Here is a 21,309-nt window from a genome sequence, read left to right as displayed (position 1 = left end):
TCGTCCCGCTGTGGAACGAAGATCAGTCTCGCCGCGCGGGGCGCCCGGCACATCGGTCCCGCGTCGCGAACCGGCTTCGACCAAGGGCGAGGACGGACCCGCGACCCGGGTCGAGGGGTGACCGGTTCCTCGGTCCGCTGCGCCCGCCCCGGCGGATCGACGATGATGAGCCGGTGAAAACCACAGGCGCCGCGCCACCACTCGGGCCGTGGCAGCACGCGTGGCGGCTGCTCGCGGCCGCGGCGCTGGGCGTGGTGTTCTGGATCCTCGCGGCAGGCGATCTGCCGCCCGGCACGACCGGCCCGGCGCTCACCTGGCTGGCTGTCGGCGACCCGCTGGTGGCGCTCGTCTGCCTGGTGGCACTGCTCTGGCGGCGGCGGTTCCCGGTCACCGTCGCCACGTCGGTCGTCGTGGTGTCGACCGCGTCGAGTCTCGCGGGCGGCGCCGTGCTGCTGGCACTGGGGTCGCTGGCGGCCCGGCGGCGCCCGGTGGAGACCACGGTGCTGGCGGTGACCGCTGTGCTCACCGCACCGCTCACCTACGGCCTCTACCCCCGGCGCGAGGGGCCGGATCCGTTGTGGCTCACGCTTTCGCTGACCGTCCTGATCGTGGGCATCGTGGTGGCGGTGGGCTTCGCGGTCGGAGCGCGGCGGGAGGAAGTGCGCTCGCTGCGGGACCGGGCGGAAAGCGCGGAGCGGGAGCAGGCCGCGCGGGCGGCGGAGACCCGGATGGCGGAGCGGCACCGGATCGCCCGCGAGATGCACGACGTCCTCGCGCACCGCGTCTCGCTGGTCGCCATGCAGGCCGGGGTGCTGGGACACCGCACCGACCTGTCCGCCGAGCAGGTCGCCGTGCTGGCCAGGGGAATCGCCGACGGTTCCCACCAGGCGCTGGAGGAACTGCGGGACGTTCTCGGCGTGCTGCGGGCGAGCCCGGACGGTCCCGAACCGCCGCAGCCCTCGCTCGACGGCGTCCCGGCGCTCGTCGAGGACGCGCGGGCGCTGGGGCTGGACGTCACGTGCACCACGGACGTGCCGGGGAAGCCGCCGGACCTCGTCGCCCGGACCGCCTATCGCGTCATCCAGGAAGGGCTGACCAACGCCGGCAAGCACGCGCCCGGCGCGCGGGTGTGGGTCACCGTCGAGGGAGTGGCGGGCGAAGGGCTGCGGGTGACGGTCCGCGATTCCGGGGCCGCGCGGGCCATCGGCGGGCCGCCCGCCTCCGGGTTCGGGCTGCTCGGCCTCGCGGAGCGGGTCGCGCTGGCCGGCGGCACACTGGACCATCATCCGGTCGCCGAGGGAGGCTTCGTGCTCGGTGCGCGGCTTCCGTGGCCGGTCCGCGCGGGCGAAGGGAATGCGTGAGTGGACACCGAGCGGGAACCGGTGCGGATCGTGCTCGTCGACGACGATCAGCTGGTGCGGATGGCGCTGCGGCTCATCCTCGACGGCGAGCCCGACCTGACCGTCGTCGGCGAGGCGGCCGACGGCGACGCCGCGGTCGCGGTGGTGGGGGACGTGCGGCCCGACGTCGTCCTGATGGACGTGCGGATGCCCGGCCGTGACGGGCTGAGCGCGACCGAGGAGATCCTCGCCCGGCCGCCTGCTCCGCACGTGCTGGTGCTGACCACGTTCGACTCCGACGAGCTGGTGCTCGGCGCGCTGCGCATCGGCGCGCTCGGGTTCGTCCTCAAGGACACCCCGCCGCCCGGGATCCTCGCCGCCGTCCGGGCCGTGGCCGCCGGCGAGCCCGCGCTCTCGCCCGCCGCCACCGCGCGGCTGATCGCCGCGGCCACCGGACCGCGTTCGCCCGACGCGCGCCGGGCCTCCCGCGACGCGGCGCGCCGGAAACTGGCCGCCCTCACCGAACGCGAGCTGCAGACCGCGCGCGCCATCGCCGACGGACTGGCCAACACCGAGATCGCCCGGCGGCTCCACATCAGCGTCGCCACGGTGAAAGCCCATACCAGCGGCCTGTTCGCCAAGCTGGCCGTCGAAAACCGGGTCCAGATCGCGCTTCTGGTCCGCGACGCCGACGACTGACGCTGGTAGCTTCGGCGGGTGTTTCCCGTGGGGGCCGAGGCGACGATCGGCGCGCTGAGCGCGGACCCGCACCCGTTGCTGGCCCGGCTGCGCGCGGCCGAGCCGGTGTCGTGGCTGCCGGCGCTGAACGGCTGGCTCGTCACCCGGCACGATCTGGCGACGCGCGTGATGCGCGACTCCGCGGTGTTCACTGTGGACGATCCGCGGTTCTCCACGGCGAGGGTGGTCGGCCCGTCGATGCTGTCGCTCGACGCCGCCGAGCACGCCCGGCACCGGGCCCCGTTCTCGCGCCAGTTCCGGCCGAAGGAGATCGAGCGGCGGTTCGGGGACTTCGTCCGCGAGGAATGCGATCGCCTGGTCGGTGGTTTCCGCGCCGAGGGCCGTGCGGAACTGCGGCGGGCGCTGGCGGGTCCCTTGGCGGTCGCCGTGGTGGCCGACGCGCTCGGCCTGTACGGCGCGGAGGCCGGTCGGATCCTCGCCTGGTACGACGCCATAGTGTCCACTGTGGACGATCTGTCGGCGGGCAGGAAGCCGGATTCCGGTGGTACGGAGGCCTTCGGCGAACTGCGTGCGCACATCGAAGGTTCGGTGGCCACGCGCGACCCCTCGCTGCTGACGGACGCGGCCGCGGCACTGGAGCTGCCCGAGGTGGTGTCGAACGCGGCGGTGCTGATGTTCGGCGGCATCGAAACGACTGAAGGCATGATCGCCAACGTCCTGGCGCACCTGCTGGGCGATCCCGCGTGGCCGGCCGCGGTCCGGCAGGACCGGGCCCTGATCCCGGCCGCCGTCGAGGAATCACTGCGGCTGGAACCGGCCGCCGCGGTCGTCGACCGGTACGCCACGCGCGACGTCGAACTCGCCGGGGCGCCGATCGCCGCGGGCGACCTCGTCACGGTGTCGCTGACCGCGGCCAACCGGGACCCGGCGGTCTTCGCGGATCCGGACGTCTTCGACCCGCGTCGACCGGACCTGCGCAAACAGCTCGCGTTCGCGCACGGCCCGCACTACTGCCTCGGCGTCGACCTGGCCCGGCTGGAAACCCGGATCGCCGTCGAAACCGTCCTTGACCGGCTTCCCGGCCTCCGGCTGACCGCCCCGGCCGTCCCGGCCGGCCTCGTCTTCCGCAAACCCGCCGCCGTCCACGTGACCTGGGAGAGCTGAAGGACGCTTTCAGTGCATCGAGTGCACTAAAGGCGTCCTTCAGCGTCAGGAGGCGATGCCCCGGCGCGCGATGACCTTCGTGATCTTCGCCCGGACGAGCGACTCCTCGGGGACGGCGTTGCGCTTGCCGTACGCCTCGGCCTTGTCCTCGCCCATGTAGCGGCCGCCGAGCCGGGTGGCCCAGTCGAGCATCTCGGGCAGGTCGTGGGTCAGCCTCGCCTCGGCGGTGAACTGGACGTAGGAGTAGGGCGGCCGCTGGTCGTCGACGCACAGCGAGATGCGCGGGTCACGGCGGATCGCCTTGCCCTTCAAGGTGTCCGTGCCGGTGGTGAACACCAGCTCGTCCCCGTCCGGGGTCGCGTCCAGCAGGAACCAGACCGGCGTGACGATCGGCGCGCCGTTCGCGCGCACCACCGCGAGCATGCCCGTGCGGGTCCCCCCGGTCGCGAACTCCCACCACTCGTCCCTGGTCATCTCGTGCATGCCCCCGACCCTAGGGGGTCACCCGTGCGTGCGCCCGCGGGAGGCCGACTAGCCTGGCCTGCTGTGCGAGACGACGAACTGATGGCCGCGGGGCTGGCCGACGAGGGCCTCACCCGCAGGCTGAAGGCGCTCGCCTGCACCGCGCCGCTGCACGACCTCGACGCGCGCAAGGCGAAGCTGGACTGGGCCGACGCCACGATCTACCAGATGGCCGAGATCGCGCTGCACACGATCGACCAGGTCACCATCGCGATGGACTTCGACACCGGCGCCGGGCACGACGAGGTCATCGACCGGCTGCTGCCGTTCATCGCGCTGCAGGCGCCCTCGCGGATGCCCGAGGAACACGTCCGGGTGGCCAAGTGGGTGCTCGACAACATGATCAACGTCGGCACCACCGACCGCGGCTTCCGGCGCGTCTACGGCTCGATCGGGCCCGGCGGCTACCAGCGCCGTCAGTTCGACTTCAAGCTGCTGGTCGAGCTGGCCGCCCCGGACGGCGAGGTCTACCTGCGCGCCACCGACGAGGCGATCAACGTCCTGGTCGGCGCGCTGGACACGGACGTCGAATCGGCGCAGATCGCGGCCGAGGTCAAACTGGAGAACCTGATCAACCGCGGCCGCCTCGCCGACGCCAAGCTTGCCGCCGAGCAGGCCCGCTACCGGACGGTCCAGTACGGCGAGACGCTGCGCGCGAAACTGGACGCGACGCGCCGCGACGTCCGGGCCGTCGACTGGGAGCGCGAGGTCCCCGAGCTGCTGGACAACGCGCTGAGCCACATCGAATCCCGCTTCCGCGCGGAGAACGCGATCCTCCGGAACATCACCACCGCGCGCGACGAGACCGAGGACCTCGACCGCAAGCGCCGCGCGGCCGAGCTCGTCGACATCGTGAGCGACTGCATCCGGCGGCACACCCGCCTCCAGTCGCGGCTGGCCGACGCGGGCGCGGTGTTCCGCGCCGAACAGGACCGCCAGCAGTTCTCCGGCCCGCCGCAGCGGGCCACGCTCGACCTGTTCGGCCAGCTGCTCGTGCCCACCCTCGGCCTGCCGCTGGCCGACGCGGTGACCCCGGCCGAGTCGTTCTTCCACGCCGCCGCCGGGATCATCGCGCCGACCGTGCCGTCGCTGTCCGCGCTGGTGTCGCTGCTGCTGCGGCCGGCTCCGGAACGCGAGCAGCTCGTCGGCGAGATCCCCGAACCCGAGCTGATGCCCGCCGAGGACACGGATCGTTTCGGCGACGAGATCTGGCGCCGCGCCGACGAACTGCTCGACCTGCCCGAGGTGCCGCGGCGGCTGTCCGGCCTGCTGGAGGAGGCCCGCCGGATCGACCCGGCGCTGCCGTCGCTGGTCGCGCTGCGCGCCCTGCACGCCTACAGTCCCGAGGTCGGCGCCGCGCGGCGGCAGGGGGAGCGCCAGGTGCTGCTCGCCGTCGACGACGGCACGCTGCTCGACGATCCGGACTTCGGCGGCGCCGATCTGCTGCTGTCCACCGCGCAGCTCGACCGCGCCGACGACGAACCCGACAACGAGGAGGTCGCCTGATGGCCGTGTCCCACAGCAGCGTGGACGCCGAGGCCGCCGCCCGGCTGGTCGCCTACGGCATGCGGCCCAAGCAGCTGCCCGCGCGCGACGTCGTGTACGGCGAACTCGTGCGCCGTTACGCCGAGGACAACGCGTTCAAGGCGCTGACGCACGCGGTCGCGGCCGGGCTCGGGCTGATGGTGCTGGAGGTCAACCACCAGGCGGGCGCCGTGCTGGCCGCCACCGACGAGTCGGTGTTCGAGATCCGCATGGACAGCTACGCGCGGCAGAGCAAGATCCGCGAGCGCCGCGAGACCGAAAAGGTCCTGCACGGGCTCATCCACCTGGCCACCGCCGCGCTCGGCTACCCGCGCCCGGACGACCTCGCCAACGACACCTACATCGGCCGGGTCAGCGTCGAGCAGGTGGACGCGATGGTCCGCGAGGCCGCGCGCATGCTCGACGAGCGCGCCGCGGAGGCCGAGGCGAACAACGACCCCCTGGCCGACGCGCCGGAGCTGGAGCAGGCGTGGCGGGCCTACGCGCGACGGCCCGCCGCCGCGGCCACCAAGGACGGCAGGCTCGCCGCCGACACCACCCGCGGCATGGTCTCCCGCGCGCTGCGTTTCCTTGCCGACCAAGGGTTCCTGGTGCCGGTGAGCGACGAGCAGGGCGGCACCTACCGGACCACGCCGCGCTACCAGATCCAGGTCCGCGAACTGGCCGCCGACGCGGCCTTCGACGACCTGCTGGCGCTGAACGTCGTCGCGGTCGCCAACGACGGGGGCACGCTGCGCGCGGCCGCCTCCGACACGCTGTAACCAAGAGGGGACACGGATGTACGAGCTTTCGCGGGTCCGCCTGCACTCGGTGGGCCCGGCGGGCGCCCGCTATCAGGACGTCGTGCTCGACTTCAGCGGTGCCGGCGCGAAGATCACCGCGCCCCAGCAGGACGCGTTGTTCAGCGCCGGGATCCACGCGGGCGCGGGCGAGGTGCGCCGCCCGTCGCCCGCCAGCGTGCTGTTCCTGGAGAACGGCGGCGGGAAGTCGGTGCTGATCAAGCTGATCTTCTCGGTCATGCTGCCCGGCCGCCGCCAGGTGGTGGGCACGACGAACACCAAGGTGCTGGAGAAGTTCGTCGGCGGCAAGGACGTCTCGCACGTCGTCCTGGAATGGCTGCACGTCGAAACCGGGCAGCGGATCATCACCGGCAAGGCCTCGGAATGGCGCGGGCACGTCGTTTCCGCGGACTCCGAGAACCTGATCGACTCCTGGTACTGCTTCCGCCCGACCGCCAGCCTCGACCTCGATTCGCTGCCGCTGATCGAGGACGGCCGGTACCTCACGATGTCGGCCTTCCACGGCAGGCTCAACGACGTCTTCGCCGCCGAGCCGGAGCTGGAGCTGTTCTGGACGCGGCGGCACCACGAGTGGACCGGCAGGCTCGACGGGATCGGGTTGGACACCGAGCTGTTCCGCTACCAGCGCGCGATGAACGCGGGCGAGGGCGAGGCGGCCGACGCGTTCGCCTTCTCCACCGACGAGGCGTTCATCGAGTTCCTGCTGAAGGCGGTGCTTTCCGAGGACGAGCCGAAGGATCTCGCCGAGGTCGTCGCGACCTACGCGCACAACCTCGCGCAGCGCGGGGACCTCATGGCGGAACGCGATTTCGTCGCCGGGGCGCTGGATCTGCTCGGCCCGCTCGCCGAGGAGGAGGGCGTCGCCGCGGCGTCGCGGAAGATCGCGACCGCCGCCAAGGCCGAGATGCAGGAGCTGGCCGGTCAGGTCGTCGCGCGCAACGAATTGGAGAACGCGCGTCTGGGAGGGCTCGAGGAGCACGTCGCCGAGATCGCGTCTTCGGAGAAGCTCGCCGAAGGAGACCACCGGCGGCTGGCCGCGGCGGTCACCGAGCTGCGTCGCCAGGTCGCGGTGCTGCGGCTGGACGAGGCGCAGGAAGCCCGCAAACGCGTCGACGCCGAACTGACCGAGGCGAAAACCGCGGCCGAGGCCTGGCGCGAGACGGCGACCGTGCTCAACCAGCTCGGCGCCGCGCGCAAGGCCCGCGATCTGCGTGAGCTGGTCGGCAACCGGGAGCAGAAGGCCCAGCCCGCGCTGGTCGCGCGCAACGCGGCCGCCTCCGCGCTCGCACGCGGGCTGCTCGCGCTGGTCAAGGACGCGCAGCGGCAGGCGGACAAGGCCGAGGCACACGCCGGGGCGTTGCGAGCCGAGGCGGAGAAGGCACAGACCGAACGCGACGAGGCGGCGAACCTCGCCGCCTCGCGCCGGGCCGAGGCACGCGGGCTGACGACGCGGATCGCCGAACTGCGCGAGGAGATCACCGAAGCGGTCCGTGCCGGGCTGCTGGCCGCGGGCGCCGACGTCGGCGAAGCGGCTCGCACGGCACGTTCGGCGGCCGACGCCGCGTCCGCCGAGTTCACCCGCCGCGAGTCCGAATTGGACCGTGTCGGCGAGGAAGTCCAAGCGGCGCAACGGACCGTGAACGAGGCGCATCAGCTCGCCGGGTCCACACAGGACAGGTTCGAGCGGGCGACCGAGGAACTGGACCGGGCACACCGGCGCACCGACTCGCTCGCCGCGGAGGCTCGCCTGATCGAGCTGCTCGGCGCCGAGGACATCGTGCTGGAGAACGATCTCCCGGTGCTGCAGGAGCGGCTGCGGGAGGCGAGCGCGGCGGTCGAGAAGGAACAGACCGCGCTGCGCATGGAGGAGTCGGCCGACGAGCGGGCGCTCGCCGCGCTCGGCTCCGGCGGCCTGCTGCCGCCGCCCGAGGACGTCCAGGCCGCGCTGGAAGCGCTGGAGGAGGCCGGGATCACCGCGTGGTCCGGCTGGCGCTATCTGTCCCGTTTGGACACCGCACGCCGCGCCGAGGTGCTGGAAACCCTGCCACAGCTGGTTTCCGGTGTCCTGCTCAACGACGTCGCGCATCTGGAGCGGGCCCGCGAGGTGCTCACCGCGCGACGGCTGCTGCCGAGCGCGATCATCGCCGTCGGCACCACGGAAACCGTGTATGCGGAAGGACTTTCCGCGGCCACCGGCGTCGAGTTCCTGGTGCCGCCGAATCCGGCGATGTACGACGAGGAGGCCGCCGACGCCGAACGCGAGGCGATCGCGCTGAGGCAGGCCGAACGCCAGCGGCGGCTGGAGCGGCTCTCGGAGTCGCTCGCCACCGACGGCGCGTTGTCGTGGAAGCTCACGACGTGGCGCGAGGACTACCCGCCGGGCGCTATCGCGACGCTGGCCGAACAGGCACAGACCGCCCGCACCGCACGCGAAACCGCGCGGACCGCACTGGAGCAGGCCGACGCGGAACTGGCGCGGCTCAAGGAAAAAGCGGCGTCGCTGCGCGAGAAGGTTCCCGCGCTGCGGTCGGCGCTGGCCGAGACCGAGGAGAAGGCCCGCAAGCTCGGCGAACTCGCCACGCGGACCGCGCGGATCCCGGAGTGGACCGAGGACTTCGAGCGCGCGACCGAGATCGCCGAGCGCGCCGACGAAACCGCGTCCGAAGCCGCCGGAAAGGCCGCGCGGCTGCGGGAACAGGCCGCGGAGGAGCAGCGCACCGCCGACGGGCACCGCCGCACGGTGAGCACCGCGAAGGGCGAACTCGCCGAGGTCCCCGGCGCGGGCGAGGTGTCGGAGGACGACCCGGCGCCGGACGAGCCCGTGGACGCGCTGCGGCGGACGTTCGCGTCGGCCTCGGAGGCGTACGGGAAGGTCGAGGTCGGCAGCGATCTACGGGCCGAGCTGGACCAGGCCGAAAGCGCCGAAGCCGCCGCCGGTGCCGCGGTCGAGGCGCTGGACGACGCCGTCCGCGCCCGGGCCGCCGAACTGCTGGAAACCCCGGACGGCTCGGACGCCTCCGCCCGCGCGGCGGCGCTGGCGCGCGCGAAGCGGGTCGTGGCGGCGTTGGAGGACGAACGCACCGAGGCGATCGGGCTCGTCTCGACGCGCAAGGCCGAGCTGGACCAGTTCCCGTCGCAGCCGAGCGCGGCGGGGGAGCGGCCGCGCGACATCGAGCACGGCCTCGAACTCATCGACGCGGCGGGGCTCGAAGCCTCGGCGGCCGCGCGGAAGTGGGAGGAACTGCAGGAGCGGCGGGCCGCGGCCGAGGCGACGCTGGAATCGGCGAAGGCGTCGGCGTCCGGGTTCGCCCTGCTCGCCGAATCGATGGCGCACCTGGTCACCTCCGACGGCGAGGCCGCCGCCTACGACGGCGACGTCGATTCCGCGCGGGCGCGGCACACCAGGCTGCACACCGCGTTCACCGACGCGCAGGACGCCGCCGACGCCGGGGACCGCAGGGTGCGCGCGGCGGCCGACCAGCTGGCGCAGTACGCGACCGAGAAGCGGTTCGAGAAACTCAGCACGCCGGTGCGGCAGCAGGTGATCTCGGTCAAACGCGACCAGCTGCCCGCGCACGCCGCCGAATGGGCCGAAGCGCTGCGGCCCCGGCTGCGCACGCTGACCGACGACCTCGCGCAGATCGACCGGCACCGCGGCGGGATCATCACGCGGCTGCAGGGCATGGTCGACGGCGCGCTGCGGACGCTGCGGTCCGCGCAGCGCGTCTCGCGGCTCCCGGACGGGCTCGGCGACTGGTCGGGTCAGGAATTCCTGCGGATCCGGTTCACCGAACTCGAGGACAACGCGCTGGCCGAGAAGCTCGGCGAAGTCGTCGACGAGGCCGCCGCGGGCAAGACCGCCGACGGCCGCGACGTCAAACGCGACGGGCTTTCCCTTGTCCTGCGCGGAGTCCGGGCCGCGGCGCCGAAGGGCTTCCGGGTCGACATGCTCAAGCCCGACTCGGTGCTGCGGACCGAACGCCAGCGTGTTTCGGAGATCCGCGACGTGTTCTCCGGCGGCCAGCAGCTGACCGCCGCGATCATCCTGTACTGCACGCTCGCGGCGCTGCGGGCCAACAACCGGGGCAAGGTGCGGAACCGGCATTCGGGCGTGCTGTTCCTGGACAACCCGATCGGCCGCGCGTCGGCGGGCTACCTGCTGGAGCTGCAGCGCGCGGTCGCCGAGGCGCTGGGCGTGCAGCTGATCTACACGACGGGTCTGTTCGACGCGGGCGCGCTGGCGGAGTTCCCGCTGATCGTGCGGCTGCGCAACGACGCCGACCTGCGCGCGGGCCGCAAGTACCTCTCGGTGGACGCGACCATCCGCAACCCGCTCGACGACCTGGGCGATCCCGACGGCGTCGCGCGCTTGTCCGCCACCCGCTTGTTCTCGCGGCCATCGGGGGACCAGGATGAGGCCGACCAGGACGTGGAGGTCGCGCGGCAGGCGTGAGGACGGGGGCCGGATGGACACCACCGACACCAGCAGGCATGCCGAGTTCGGGGTGTTCATGCCGGTGGCGAGCAACGGGTTCCTCTTCTCCACCGCCGCGCCCCGGTTCGAGCCGAGCTTCGGGCACAACCGCGACGTCGCGCGGCTGGCCGAGCAGGGCGGGCTGGATTTCGCCTTCTGGATGGGAAAGTGGCGCGGCTACGGCGGGACGACCGGGTTCTGGGACCAGTCGCTGGAGCCGCTGACGCTCGCGACGGCCGTTGCGGCGTCGACGGAGCGGATCCGGTTGTTCGCGACGGTCAGTCCGTTGCTGCTGCATCCCGCGGTGGCGGCGAAGACGATCGCGACGGCCGACGAGTGCAGCGGCGGCCGTTTCGGGATCAACGTCGTCACCGGCAACACTCTCGACGAGTACCTGCAAATGGGGCTGGTCCCCGACGGCTACGACGGCGCCCGGTACGAGTACGCGGAAGAGTGGTGCGAGGTCGTCAAGCGGCTGTGGGCCGAGGACAGCGTGACCTTCGACGGCCGCTTCTTCCACCTCGCCGACTGCGTGTCGCGGCCGAAACCCGCCCGGCGGCCGACGATCGTGTGCGCCGGGCTGTCCGACGAAGGGCTCGCGTTCACCGCGCGGCAGGCCGACTACTCCTTCGTCGGCAACGCCTCGCCGGCGGTGGCGAAGGTGCGCGAACTGGCGGCGCGGGCCGGACGCGGCATCCGTGTCGTGACCAACCTGTTCGTCGTCCAGGACAGCACGGACGGGCGGGCGCGGGCGCGCTTCGACCGGATCCGGGCGGGGCTGGACACCGAGGCACTCGACAACGTCATCGCCGGGTTCACCCGCAGCGACCGCTCCTCCTACGAATTCCGGACGCATTTTCTGCGCGCACCCGATACGGTCGGCTTCGGGACCGGGACGACGGTCACGGGAAGCGCGGAGACGGTGGCGGAACGGATCGTGGCCGAGGTGGTGGACAACGACATCGACAGCGTCCAGTTCACCTTCCCCGACTACCTGCCCGACCTGGAGGCGCTCTGCGCCGACGTCCTGCCGATCGTGCGGGAACGCCTGGCACGACAGGGAATCACCACAGGGGAAGGTAGTAGGCGAGGATGACGGAGCTGGGCCCGATCGGTGCCGTGAGCGTCGATCTCAACACCGCCGAACACGCGGTGGCCGTCGACACCACGAAGGAACTGGAGGCCGCCGGGTTCTCGACGCTCTGGCTGCCCGGCAGCGGCGGTGACAATCTCGAACGGGTCGCGCAACTCGTGCGCGCCACGAGCGGGATCGGGATCGCGACCGGGATCCTCTCGGTCGACGCGGTGTCCGCCAATGAGGTGGGCCAGGCGTACGCGGAGCTGGAGCGGGACCACCCCGGCCGGTTCGTCGTCGGGCTCGGCGGCGCGCACGGCCCCCGCCCGTTCGCGACGATGCACGCCTTTCTGGACATTTTGGACTCAACGCCGCCGCGGATTCCTTTGTCCGCAAGGATTCTCTCCGCGCTGGGCCCGCGCATGCTCGATCTGGCGAGGGAGCGCGCGGCGGGCGCGTTCCCGTATCTGATCACCCCGGAGTACGTCACGACAGCGCGCGAAGCGCTCGGTCCCGGGAAGAAACTGCCGGTCTGGGTGGAGGTGATCCCGGAGACCGAGCCGGACACCGCGCGGGAGCGGGCCCGTGAGGCACTCGGATTCTTCCTGACGCTGCCGCACTATGCCACCAGCTTCCGCCGGATGGGTTTCACCGCCGGCGAAATCGGCTCGGCCGCGCCGCGGCTCATCGACGGGTTGGTGGCGTGGGGCGACCTCGGCACCATCGTGCGACGGCTGCGCGGATACCTCGACGCCGGGGCCGACCAGGTCGCGGTCAACATCGACCACGTGCCCCGCGAGCTGTGGCGCCCGCTGGCCGACGCCCTGCGATCCTGACGGTTCAGCCGCGAATGGCTTCCTGATAGGCGGCGAGCGCGGCGGCGTCGTCGATGCTGCCGTGGTGATGTACCTGCGCCCAGTGGCCTTCCTCGTAGCGGAAGTAGCGGCTGGTGCGGATGGCCAGCGGGACAGCGGGGGTGTCGCCGACGCGGTACTCGCCGGTCTCGCGCCCGGCGAACAGCGCGTGATCGTCGCCGACGTACTCGACGATGTCGCCGAAGGTCACCGTGACGCGGGCCGGACCGGTGAACACCTTGTCGTACAGGGCGGTGATCGCCTCGCCGCCGCGCAGGATGCCGCCGAGCGGATTGTTGAGCTGCGCCAGTGGATGCGTGGTCCACACCCGGCGGAAGACATCGAGATCGCGGTGGTTGAAGGCGAAGTAGAAAGATTCGAGCGCCGCCAACGCTCCTGCGCGGCCGGGCTGCGTCGCCTCGGAAAGCAGTTCGCGTGCGTCGGGGCCGAAGCTGAGTGCCAGCTGCTGGGGCATGGGGACTCCCGTAGAGTGTTCGATGGAGGTCGACCAGATGAGTGTACGACAGACATCGAACACTGGCCAGGTTTCCGCGCGCGCACGGGGACTGACCCACACCGATCCGGCGGACGTGCCGTTGCAGGACGCGCTGACCGCCGTCGGGGACCCGGTGCGGCGCACGATCCTGCGCGCGCTGGCAGCGGTGCCGGACTGGGCCAAGGCCTGCGGCACGTTCGACCTGCCAGTCACGAAGGCGACCCGCAGCCATCACTTCGCCGTGCTGCGCGCGGCAGGCCTCATCGAACAACGCGACGAAGGCGCGCGAAGGCTGAACCGCTTACGCCGCAAGGAATTCGACGCCGCTTTCCCCGGCCTGCTCGACCTGGTGCTCCGTGAGGAAACGCTCGGCGCGTCGCCCTGAATGACGCGCTTGAAAACGCTGACGGTCCTCAAGGTAGTGCGGTGTCCGGCTGCTTATCGGCGAGCTTGTCGGTCGTGGTGTCATATCCGTGAGCCGGTTTGTCGCTCCCGTCTGGTGGCCGCAGTTTAGACCTGGGTCACTGTCCCCTGGACCGCTCACACCAAGCTGCCGCGCTCTCGTGTCAGCAGATCGTTGGCGATTGCCCTGGTGAGCACGTCTGCAGCGTCACCGTCGTCCTCGTTCACAAAGACGCGTACTTCCCGCTGGGCGCGGCTGAGGGCGAGATAGAGAAGTGACAGGAGGCGAGCCCGCTCGCTGGTCGGTGTCCTGTTGACGTGCATGTCTGGAATACCGGCAACCAGGACGGTGTCGAACTGGAGGCCGGCCAGATATTCGGCGGGCCCAACGACCAGGCCCCGGTTCCGGTATCCAAGCCCTTCGACGTCTGTTCGCCCCGAGATCGTTGACACGTGGAACTTACCCGAAGCGCCGATCCTTGAAGCGAGCTCGCTGAAGCGCTGCCAGTGTCGATTGTCGACAATTGCTAGAGCTAGACGTCTTGTTGGATACAGTTCGCGAACTGCCTTGACGATGTCGTCCTCCTCGCCCGCACGTGAAGCGGCCGCAATCAGCCGGGGGAGTGGGCCTGTGTCTTGAGCCGACTCGACCGCCCCGAAGTTGATGTCCCAGTCGTGCCCGAGATCCAAGGTCGGGAATTCGTGATGGACATGCTTGATCAGGGCGAGGATTTGAGGCGTGAAGCGATGGACCGTCGTCAGTTCGAAATTGGCGATATCGCCTAGCCCTTCCTCGGACGTGACCGACGACGAGCGGGTCTCGTCTGCGGCGATTATGCCGATGAATGCCGACGAGGGCGATTGTCGTGGGTCGACCGCCAGGAATACTCGCGGGTACACGCTGACGTCCCGGGAGAGATAGTGAAGGACCTGGCGTTCCAGTGGGCTGAACAGGTGGAATTCGTCGACGAAGATCAGGTCGTATCCCTGGATCCTGCGGGCCCGGTTCCAAGCGTGGGTTTCGAGATGGCTCAGGAGGTCGGCGAGTACCTGGTCCGACGTCAGCAATGCCCGCGCGTCGAGGCTCTCCATGTACTTCGTGTAGATGGTGAAGATGACCCGCATGTCGTTCCGGCTGTGCAGCGGGAGCATCCAGGATGCCCTGGGTAGCTGGAAGTATCGCGATTCCGAGCCTGCGCCGGGAAAGACGGCGGCTGCTCCGATGACAGACCCGAATTCGACCAGAAGATCCCAGGCCAGAGCGAACCGGTCGTCAGCGTCGGGCGAATTGAATCTGGCGCGCAGGCCCTCGGAGACGCCCGCTTCGTACGTAATCCAATCGCCGGAAATGAAATCGTCCAGAACTTCGAAGATCTGGTCCAGCTGGGCCTGCTTACCGCTGAGGCTGTCGCTTCCGATCAAGCTGAATCCGGAATCATCGTTGACATACTGCGGTGAGATATTCTTTGCAATCTCCAAAAGCGGGAAAACGTCAATCTCGTTGAGAAGCCCGGTTCCCATCGAGTCGAGAGAGTCGGATATGTCGGTAGCCAGCGACCAACTATGCGTCACCATGAGCACGCGCAGGTCGGTCCCGGCTTCCCTGGCCTCGAGTACCTCCCGGATCGCTTTGAGGGTGAGCGCCAGGGTCTTGCCGGAGCCTGCAGGTCCTCGGAGGCGGATTGACTTGCTGCTGCTCGCTTCGACGAACGAGCGCTGATCATTGGTGATGGTCTCCAGCCACAGCTCGTACGACCAACCCTTCGTCGCTGATTGGTCGAGCACTGGCAGCGAAATCTCCACGTCGGACGGTTGGGTCCGCCGCGCTTGTTCGATTTGCTCGGCTGTTGTGGCGACAGCCGCTTTCCAGTCGGTCTCCCAAGCAGGCGGCATGGCCCGCTTTGATGATTCAAATTCCTCAAGAGTTGCCTTCTGATCCGACGTCGTGGTGATCCAGAAGACGACATCCGAGCGCTCACCCGGCAAGACCTCGGTGATCCAGCGACTCGCCTGAGCCTGGCTTCTCGGGACAGCGAAGAATGCGATGAGATTGTTGTGCTTGTATTGATGCCAGCCCCGCGGCACAGTCACCGGCCCGTTGGTGCGGGCGCGCTCCGCGAACGATGCCATGCGACTGAGGACCTCACGCCTGAGATCGGCGAGATGCTCGGGGACGTAGCGCTCTTTGGAGTTCGAGTCTCGCATGAGAACAACCCGCTGCTCATCGGCCGCGTCATCGACGGTCAGGAGCACGTCGACGTTGCCGCCAGTGTATTCGAATAGCAGCGGAGAGGCCGAGACGGCGTCCGGTGACAGACCAGTGGCCAGCTCCTTGAGCGACCGAACGGTGGTGACGAGTGGCTTCATTTATAGGTCTCCCCCAGAAACTCGGCGTGGAGGTCGCGGATCTCCTCGTACTCGGTGGGGAGTCCGATGGACATGAAGACTAGCGCGAAGCGCTGGACGAGAGCATGGATGTACCGATCCTGCAAGCGCGAGATACGCCGGTAGCTGACAGCACTGCGGGTCGGGCCGGTCGCAATCGCGGGCTGCCAGACCTGCTCCAGATGTCGCAAGTATACGAAGTAGCCGAGGTGATGCTTCGGAGCGACCGCGGAAAGGAACAACGCGTCACCTGGTGGGTGAGAATACGAACCTTTGAGCGCTTCGGTGATCTGCCGGACGACGTTCTCGCGCTTCGGCGCGCTAGGTGCTGCAAGATACGAGGCGACGACGAGTTCGACGGCTTCATCAAGTGTCCCCGTCGGCTGGCTAATGAGGCGGATTGAATCCAGCGCCGCCTTGGCGGTGTCGGCATCGCGGCCGTCGAGGCCGAGGGCGGTGATGATCTCACTCGGGTCGGTCTCGCAGGGCCAAGCTCTGAGCCGCTCATCGGAGATGTTCGCACCGTTGTCCGCTGGCAGGGTCTTGCGAAGGGCTCCGACGACCTTCGCCATGAACCGCTCGCGAATACGAGGTATCTGCATTTCCAGCAGGTAGTCGGGTGCGGTTAGCAAAGGAACACATGTCACACGGCCTCGATGCTTGTCGTGCGCGAAGTCGCAGTCGGCCGTGATCACGACCAGATGCCTTTGCCACTTCGAGGCAGATGGGTCGACCGCTTCAAGAACGTCGCCCTGCCGCAGTGGGTCGGTTACGCTGATGTCTCGGTACTCCGCGAACAGCTCCGTCAACTCTTCCCCTCAGTCTGCGCTCTCCGCCATTGCCTCGGCCCGACGCATCCTATGTCGGTGGACGGCCCCGATTCGTAACGCACGCGCCTCCATGTCGGTAGGCCACAAGACACCGGTAGTCATACATCGTCAGGGCGCCGCCTCGTCAGGCGGACGTCTGGGGGCTCAGTCCTTGCGGCCGGTGAAGGCAAGTGTCGTGCCGAGGCCGATCATCACCAGCCCGCCGGTGCCCCCGACCAGCCGGAGCCGCCGGGGCGAGCGTGCGAACCAGGCCCGCGCTGTCCCCGCGATGAGCGCCCACACCGAGTCGCTGATGAGCGCGATCACCGGGAGACAGACACCCAGCAGCAGCATCTGCGGCGGCACCGACCCGGCGTGCGCGTCGACGAACTGGGGGAGGATCGCGGCGAGGAACACGATCGACTTCGGGTTCGCGAAGCCGACCACGAACCCGTCCCGCAGCACGGTCAGGGTGCGGCCCGGCGTCACACTGATCTCGGCGGAGAAGGCGTCGGCGAGTTTGCGGCGGTGCCGGAACGCCTGCACCCCGAGGTAGACGAGATAAGCGGCGCCGCAGAGCTTGACCGCGGTGAACACCGTCGCGGACGTCGTCACGATCGCGCCGAGCCCGAACGCCACGGCGACCACCTGGGTGTACACGCCCAGCGCGTTCCCGGCGACGGTCAGCAGCGCCTCCCGCCGACCGACCGTCAGCGCCCGGCTGATCGTGAACAGCACGCTCGGTCCCGGCACGACGATCATCGCGAAGGCGAGCGCCGCGAACGTCCAGAACTGACCCGTCGACACCATGCGGCCAGCCTAACCCGGTGCGATGGCCCACCGTACGGAATATCTCGTTACTTCGTGTGGTAGACCTCGGCCGTCTGGGCCGCCGCCGCGGACGGTACCTCGATCACCGGGATCGGCTTGTTGCTGGGATTGCCGCTTTCCGCGGCGCGGTAACTGAAACTCAGCTGACCGGACGCGCCGGGGACCTCATCGAGGCTGTTCAGGTTCAGCATCTGGTTGAGCACGTCGCTGTGGCTCGGTACCGCGTGGTCGGGGTGGGAGCGGGTGGACAGCCTCGCCGCCTTCGCCGCGATGAGCAGGGCGTCGTGGGTGGAGATGGCGCCGCCGTCGTCGAGGTCGGCAGGGGCGAACCCGAGGCGGCCGAACTGGTCGTGGAAATCCTTGAAGAACCGGGGAGTTCCGGGCGCGCCCTGCGCCCAGCCCTGCGGGTCGGTCTCGGTCGCGTAGACGATGCTGATGTTCTTCTCCCGCAGTTCCGCTTCCTTCGCCCGGAGCTGCAGGGACCCGAAATCGGCGCCCGCCACGATCGCGGTCACCGGCGAGTCCGGGCAGACCCGGTTGCGCAGCGACTGCAGGAAACTCGGGAAGTCCACGACCCGGCCCGCGTAGAGCACCGCCTTCGGTTTCACCGCGCACACGTTCGTGGTGATGTTGGTGAACAGGTCAGGGCTCGCCGCCGTCGGCCCGGACATGCCGACGTAGTTCTGCGCCGGGTACCTGATCAGGTTCCCGAACCCGGCGGCGAAGTCGTCGCGCAGCGAGCGGGTGAACAGGTCCGCACCGGAGGTCGTCCCCGGATCGGGATTGACGTCGGAATTGGCGTCGTAGACCATCATCGCCGAGTCGAGGCCAGGATGGTGCCGCAGATAGCCCTGGAGCGCCGCGACGTATTCGGCGTTCGCGGGCGACGCGCGCAGGAACCCCCGGATGGCGCCGTAGTTGAGCTGGTCGGCGGTGGCGATGGCGCTCACCATCGGGATGTCGTGCTGGGCAAGGTGTTTGGCGGCCTGCTCGGTCTGCACCGTGGACAGCCGCAGGCCGACCACGGCGACCAGCGGTTCGGGGTCGTGCACCATTCCTTCCAGCTGCTCCACGACGGTCTGCCAGCGCAGCTCGTGACTGCCCCAGTTGGCCAGCACCAGTTTCACCAGCGGACGCTGGTCGCCGACGGCCGCGGTGTGGTTGACCCGGTACTGCGCGGTGTACGCGCCTTCCAGCTCGGTGCGGACCTGGTCGAGCGTCACGGCCGAGGTTTCGTTGACCGTCAACGGATCCAGCAGCGCGATGGTCACGGTGCGCCCGGTGCCGCTCACCGAGGCGTTCTCCGCGGCGATCTTGCGCTGCACGTCGGCGAGGGACTCGTGGTAGACGTAAGTGCCGTCGGTGACGCCGGCACATTCGCCGTCGAGTTTCCGCACGCCGGAGTCCGAGCCCCCGCAGGCGTTGTCCGGCCAGAACACGGCGGTCACCACCGCGGCGGCGACCACGGCCACGGTGACCACCGCGACCAGGCGGCGATGGTCGCGCAGCCAGACCCAGCGCCGTCGCCAGAACCCCACCGGAGGCGGTGGGTCCGGGAAGAGGTCGTCTTCCGGGCCGGGCACATCGCGGTCGGGCACAGTCTCTCCTCAGCTCCACAGCTCGGCTTGCTTGCGGTGGTAGTCGGCTTCGTCGAGCAGCGGTTCCGGATCGCCCTGCGCGAGCCCGGCGACGAAGTCGTAGTCCGCCGCGATCTGCCGGTGCAGGGCGCGGCGCCGGTTGGACACGAACGGATCGAAGGCGATCCACCGGGCGACGACCAGCCTGGTCAGCCGCTGCGATCGCTTGTCGATCGCGGTGCGCAGCTGGTCCATCGGGGGCAGGTCGGACCCGAACCCGGCCGTCCGGGGCATCGAGGTCACCGAGCGCAGCAACCGCACCCAGTCCTCCGGATCGTCGGTGGCCAGCCGCTGCCGCAGGCCCTCGCAGGCGGTCGTGACGTCCCCGGCGGCCATCGCGTAGTGCAGGACGCCCTCCTCGTCGCCGTCCTGCGCGCACCGCGTCCGGAACCAGTCGACGACCGTCGCCCAGTTCGCCGCCTCGTCGTCGCCGCGCGCGGCGAGCCGCCGCACCAGCAGCCGCCGCAGGACCACCGGCCCGGCACCGCCGGAGGGCGGCCACAGCACGGGGGCGATCTCGCGATAACTGTTGATGCCGCCGACGAGGAGTTCCCCACGCGCGGCCAGCAGGCTGGCGTGCTGCTTGGTTCGCGCCGCCGCGCAGGTGACCAGGTCTTCGTAGGTGTCTTCGGTGAACTCGCCGAGCAGCTGCTGCCGCAGGCTGTCCTCCAGCATGGGGCGGTCCGGGTCGCGGCCGGGTTCCGCGCGGTCGAGCAGCACCATCAGCGTGTCCCCATGCTCGAGCGGGCGCTCGCGGATCGCTTCCACCAGTTTCGCGGTCGACGCCGGATGGCCGCCGGCGAAGCCGTACACCATCGGCGTCAGCTGGTGGTGCCCGATCAGCGCGACGTTGCCGCCCTGCACCGACGCGAGCGCCGACACCAGGACACCGGTCTCGCGTTCGCTCAGTTCGGGCAGCGCGTACCGGCACCACCAGTGGGGCTCGTCGTGCGGGTCGTTGGTCAGCTCGTGCTCGATCCCCGAACCGGTGAACTCGATCAGTTCCCGGTGGGGCACGCCCGCCAGCAGTTCGCCCCGGCTCGTCGCGACGACGGTGAGCGGATCGGCCGGGTCCATCCCGAGCGCCAGCCGGTCCTTGCGCGCGTCCACCAGGCCGTTGACGAACTCCTGCCCCAGCGGGGTGTCGCAGTCGTCGAGCACCACCACGCAGTTGAGCGTCATCTCGGACGCGTGCCCCGACGTCCGGAAGTCCTCCCGCAGGTCCGCGAGGAACGCCTCCCACAGCAGTTCGTTCACCTGGTGGGTCAGCCCGTCCTTGACCCAGCTGTTGAGGTCGACCAGCACGTCGAGCGGGTCCTTGTGGAGGTCGCGATCGCGATGGCCGTACCAGTCGGGGGACAGCGACTTCGCGCGGCGGACCATCCGCAGCGCCGCCTCGATCCCCAGCCGGGCCATCGCCCGCACGATGGCGGCGATCGGGTCCTCCGGGGCGAGCATCGGCGCGAGCCCGTCGGCGGTCTCCCAGAGGATCGCGCGCATCGCGTCCAGGTTGACCCGGGACCGGAGCAGCCGCCGGATCGTTTCGCGGGCTTCCTGCCTGCTTTCCGGCAGTTCGGCCCGCATCGCCATCCTGCCTATCGTGAGCAACGGAAATCGCAGCGAGCCATACCGCTCGTTCCTTTTTCCCAGCTGAAATGCGATCGAGGACAACACTTTCGGCACAGTCGCCCCGCGATACCTTTCGAAGTCGACGCGGGCGTGCGGAATGCGCTCTCCGAACCGGTGCGCGAGCGTGTCGGCCAATGCCGTCTTGCCGCAGCCTCTCGCGCCCTCGAACACCAGTACCGGATGGCTCAGGCTGCGCGTCGCGCTGCGATGCGGTTCGCGCTCCATGAGCCGCCGCACGAGCTGCGTCGCCCGCCGGTGCCCGAGAGTTTCCCCGCCCTGGCTCACGGTGCTGTTGTAGTCGATGCGCCGCGGCGCGTTGCGGCTTTTGACACACCGGCGTCGTCGCAGGGGCCCATGTCCACCCGGATGGTGGCAGCGGTCGTCACGCGCGGCTACCCGTGTTCGGCCATCGAGGGGAACCGCTTCCCGCTTTCGCGGGAAGATCCTTTTCTGCTCCGCCTGTTCTCCGGCCGCGTCTGGTGCATCGCGTCAGGTTAGGTCCTTTCCCCGGGACCGGTCCTGCGGCGATTCCGGGAAATGACGTTCGCCGGTTTCGGCACGGGCGCGCCCAGTGCCGTGAAGGCCTCCTTACCGGCACTGGGCCCCGGAAAGGAGGCCTTCACGGAAAAATCCACAAAGGACATTTC

The 21,309-nt window shown here is 69.9% G+C and carries 16 protein-coding genes; 9 read left to right on the top strand and 7 right to left on the bottom strand.

From position 1 onward, the window contains the following. The first annotated feature begins 173 nt into the window (after positions 1–173). Genes ACFWY9_RS25375 through ACFWY9_RS25365 form a run of 3 tightly spaced genes read left to right on the top strand, consistent with a single transcriptional unit; the run spans position 174 to position 3,203 of the window. The gene (locus tag ACFWY9_RS25375; protein ID WP_378324817.1) at positions 174–1,361 is read left to right on the top strand and encodes a sensor histidine kinase; all 1,188 of its coding nucleotides are present in this window, start codon (positions 174–176) and stop codon (positions 1,359–1,361) included. Further along, positions 1,362–2,039, top strand: a complete 678-nt coding sequence (locus ACFWY9_RS25370; RefSeq protein ID WP_378340092.1) for a response regulator — start codon at positions 1,362–1,364, stop codon at positions 2,037–2,039. A gap of 18 nt (positions 2,040–2,057) precedes the next feature. Then, entirely contained in the window at positions 2,058–3,203 is a 1,146-nt protein-coding gene (locus tag ACFWY9_RS25365) for a cytochrome P450 (RefSeq protein WP_378324820.1), read from the top strand. A 45-nt stretch (positions 3,204–3,248) separates the two neighbouring features. On the opposite strand, the gene ACFWY9_RS25360 is transcribed toward ACFWY9_RS25365, so the two are convergent. Beyond that, on the bottom strand, positions 3,249–3,686 hold the full coding sequence (locus ACFWY9_RS25360) for a PPOX class F420-dependent oxidoreductase (RefSeq protein WP_378324822.1): 438 nt from the start codon (positions 3,684–3,686) through the stop codon (positions 3,249–3,251). Positions 3,687–3,767: 81 nt separating this feature from the next. Here ACFWY9_RS25360 and ACFWY9_RS25355 point away from each other — a divergent pair, with 81 nt between their 5' ends. Genes ACFWY9_RS25355 through ACFWY9_RS25335 form a run of 5 tightly spaced genes read left to right on the top strand, consistent with a single transcriptional unit; the run spans position 3,768 to position 12,455 of the window. Next, positions 3,768–5,231 carry a hypothetical protein gene (locus ACFWY9_RS25355; RefSeq protein ID WP_378324963.1) on the top strand — a complete coding sequence of 488 codons (1,464 nt, stop codon included), beginning with the start codon at positions 3,768–3,770 and terminating at the stop codon, positions 5,229–5,231. After that, the gene (locus tag ACFWY9_RS25350) at positions 5,231–6,031 is read left to right on the top strand and encodes a hypothetical protein (protein WP_378324824.1); all 801 of its coding nucleotides are present in this window, start codon (positions 5,231–5,233) and stop codon (positions 6,029–6,031) included. The genes ACFWY9_RS25355 and ACFWY9_RS25350 overlap by 1 nt, the downstream gene beginning before the upstream one ends. 16 nt (positions 6,032–6,047) lie before the next feature. Continuing rightward, positions 6,048–10,523, top strand: coding sequence for a hypothetical protein (locus ACFWY9_RS25345; RefSeq protein WP_378324825.1), 4,476 nt, complete (start codon positions 6,048–6,050; stop codon positions 10,521–10,523). 13 nt (positions 10,524–10,536) lie between these two features. Beyond that, a complete protein-coding gene (locus ACFWY9_RS25340; RefSeq protein WP_378340091.1) occupies positions 10,537–11,640 on the top strand; it encodes an LLM class flavin-dependent oxidoreductase in 1,104 nt (367 codons plus the stop codon). Next, entirely contained in the window at positions 11,637–12,455 is an 819-nt protein-coding gene (locus ACFWY9_RS25335) for a TIGR03620 family F420-dependent LLM class oxidoreductase (protein WP_378340090.1), read from the top strand. Before ACFWY9_RS25340 ends, ACFWY9_RS25335 begins: the two co-directional genes overlap by 4 nt. Positions 12,456–12,459: 4 nt before the next feature. Here ACFWY9_RS25335 and ACFWY9_RS25330 read toward each other — a convergent pair whose 3' ends face one another. Then, the gene (locus ACFWY9_RS25330; RefSeq protein WP_378340089.1) at positions 12,460–12,948 is read right to left on the bottom strand and encodes a YybH family protein; all 489 of its coding nucleotides are present in this window, start codon (positions 12,946–12,948) and stop codon (positions 12,460–12,462) included. Positions 12,949–12,985: 37 nt separating this feature from the next. Here ACFWY9_RS25330 and ACFWY9_RS25325 point away from each other — a divergent pair, with 37 nt between their 5' ends. Further along, the gene (locus ACFWY9_RS25325) at positions 12,986–13,354 is read left to right on the top strand and encodes an ArsR/SmtB family transcription factor (protein WP_378340088.1); all 369 of its coding nucleotides are present in this window, start codon (positions 12,986–12,988) and stop codon (positions 13,352–13,354) included. Positions 13,355–13,509: 155 nt separating this feature from the next. Here the strand turns inward: ACFWY9_RS25325 and ACFWY9_RS25320 are convergent, their stop codons facing one another. The 5 genes from ACFWY9_RS25320 to ACFWY9_RS25300 all read right to left on the bottom strand — a co-directional run bounded on the left by ACFWY9_RS25320 (position 13,510) and on the right by ACFWY9_RS25300 (position 20,947). Beyond that, positions 13,510–15,738 carry a UvrD-helicase domain-containing protein gene (locus ACFWY9_RS25320; RefSeq protein WP_378340087.1) on the bottom strand — a complete coding sequence of 743 codons (2,229 nt, stop codon included), beginning with the start codon at positions 15,736–15,738 and terminating at the stop codon, positions 13,510–13,512. Further along, positions 15,735–16,565, bottom strand: a complete 831-nt coding sequence (locus ACFWY9_RS25315; protein WP_378340086.1) for a hypothetical protein — start codon at positions 16,563–16,565, stop codon at positions 15,735–15,737. Before ACFWY9_RS25315 ends, ACFWY9_RS25320 begins: the two co-directional genes overlap by 4 nt. A 165-nt stretch (positions 16,566–16,730) precedes the next feature. Next, on the bottom strand, positions 16,731–17,375 hold the full coding sequence (locus ACFWY9_RS25310; RefSeq protein ID WP_378324831.1) for a LysE family translocator: 645 nt from the start codon (positions 17,373–17,375) through the stop codon (positions 16,731–16,733). A gap of 47 nt (positions 17,376–17,422) precedes the next feature. Next, positions 17,423–18,994, bottom strand: coding sequence for an ABC transporter substrate-binding protein (locus ACFWY9_RS25305; RefSeq protein ID WP_378324832.1), 1,572 nt, complete (start codon positions 18,992–18,994; stop codon positions 17,423–17,425). 9 nt (positions 18,995–19,003) lie between these two features. Further along, positions 19,004–20,947 carry a hypothetical protein gene (locus ACFWY9_RS25300; RefSeq protein ID WP_378324833.1) on the bottom strand — a complete coding sequence of 648 codons (1,944 nt, stop codon included), beginning with the start codon at positions 20,945–20,947 and terminating at the stop codon, positions 19,004–19,006. Between the last annotated feature and the right edge of the window lie 362 nt (positions 20,948–21,309).

Source organism: Amycolatopsis sp. NPDC059027, assembly GCF_042739735.1.
In the GTDB taxonomy this organism is placed as follows: domain Bacteria; phylum Actinomycetota; class Actinomycetes; order Mycobacteriales; family Pseudonocardiaceae; genus Amycolatopsis.
Note: the sequence above shows the minus strand (reverse complement) of the source record. Positions and strands in the feature narration are given on the sequence as shown.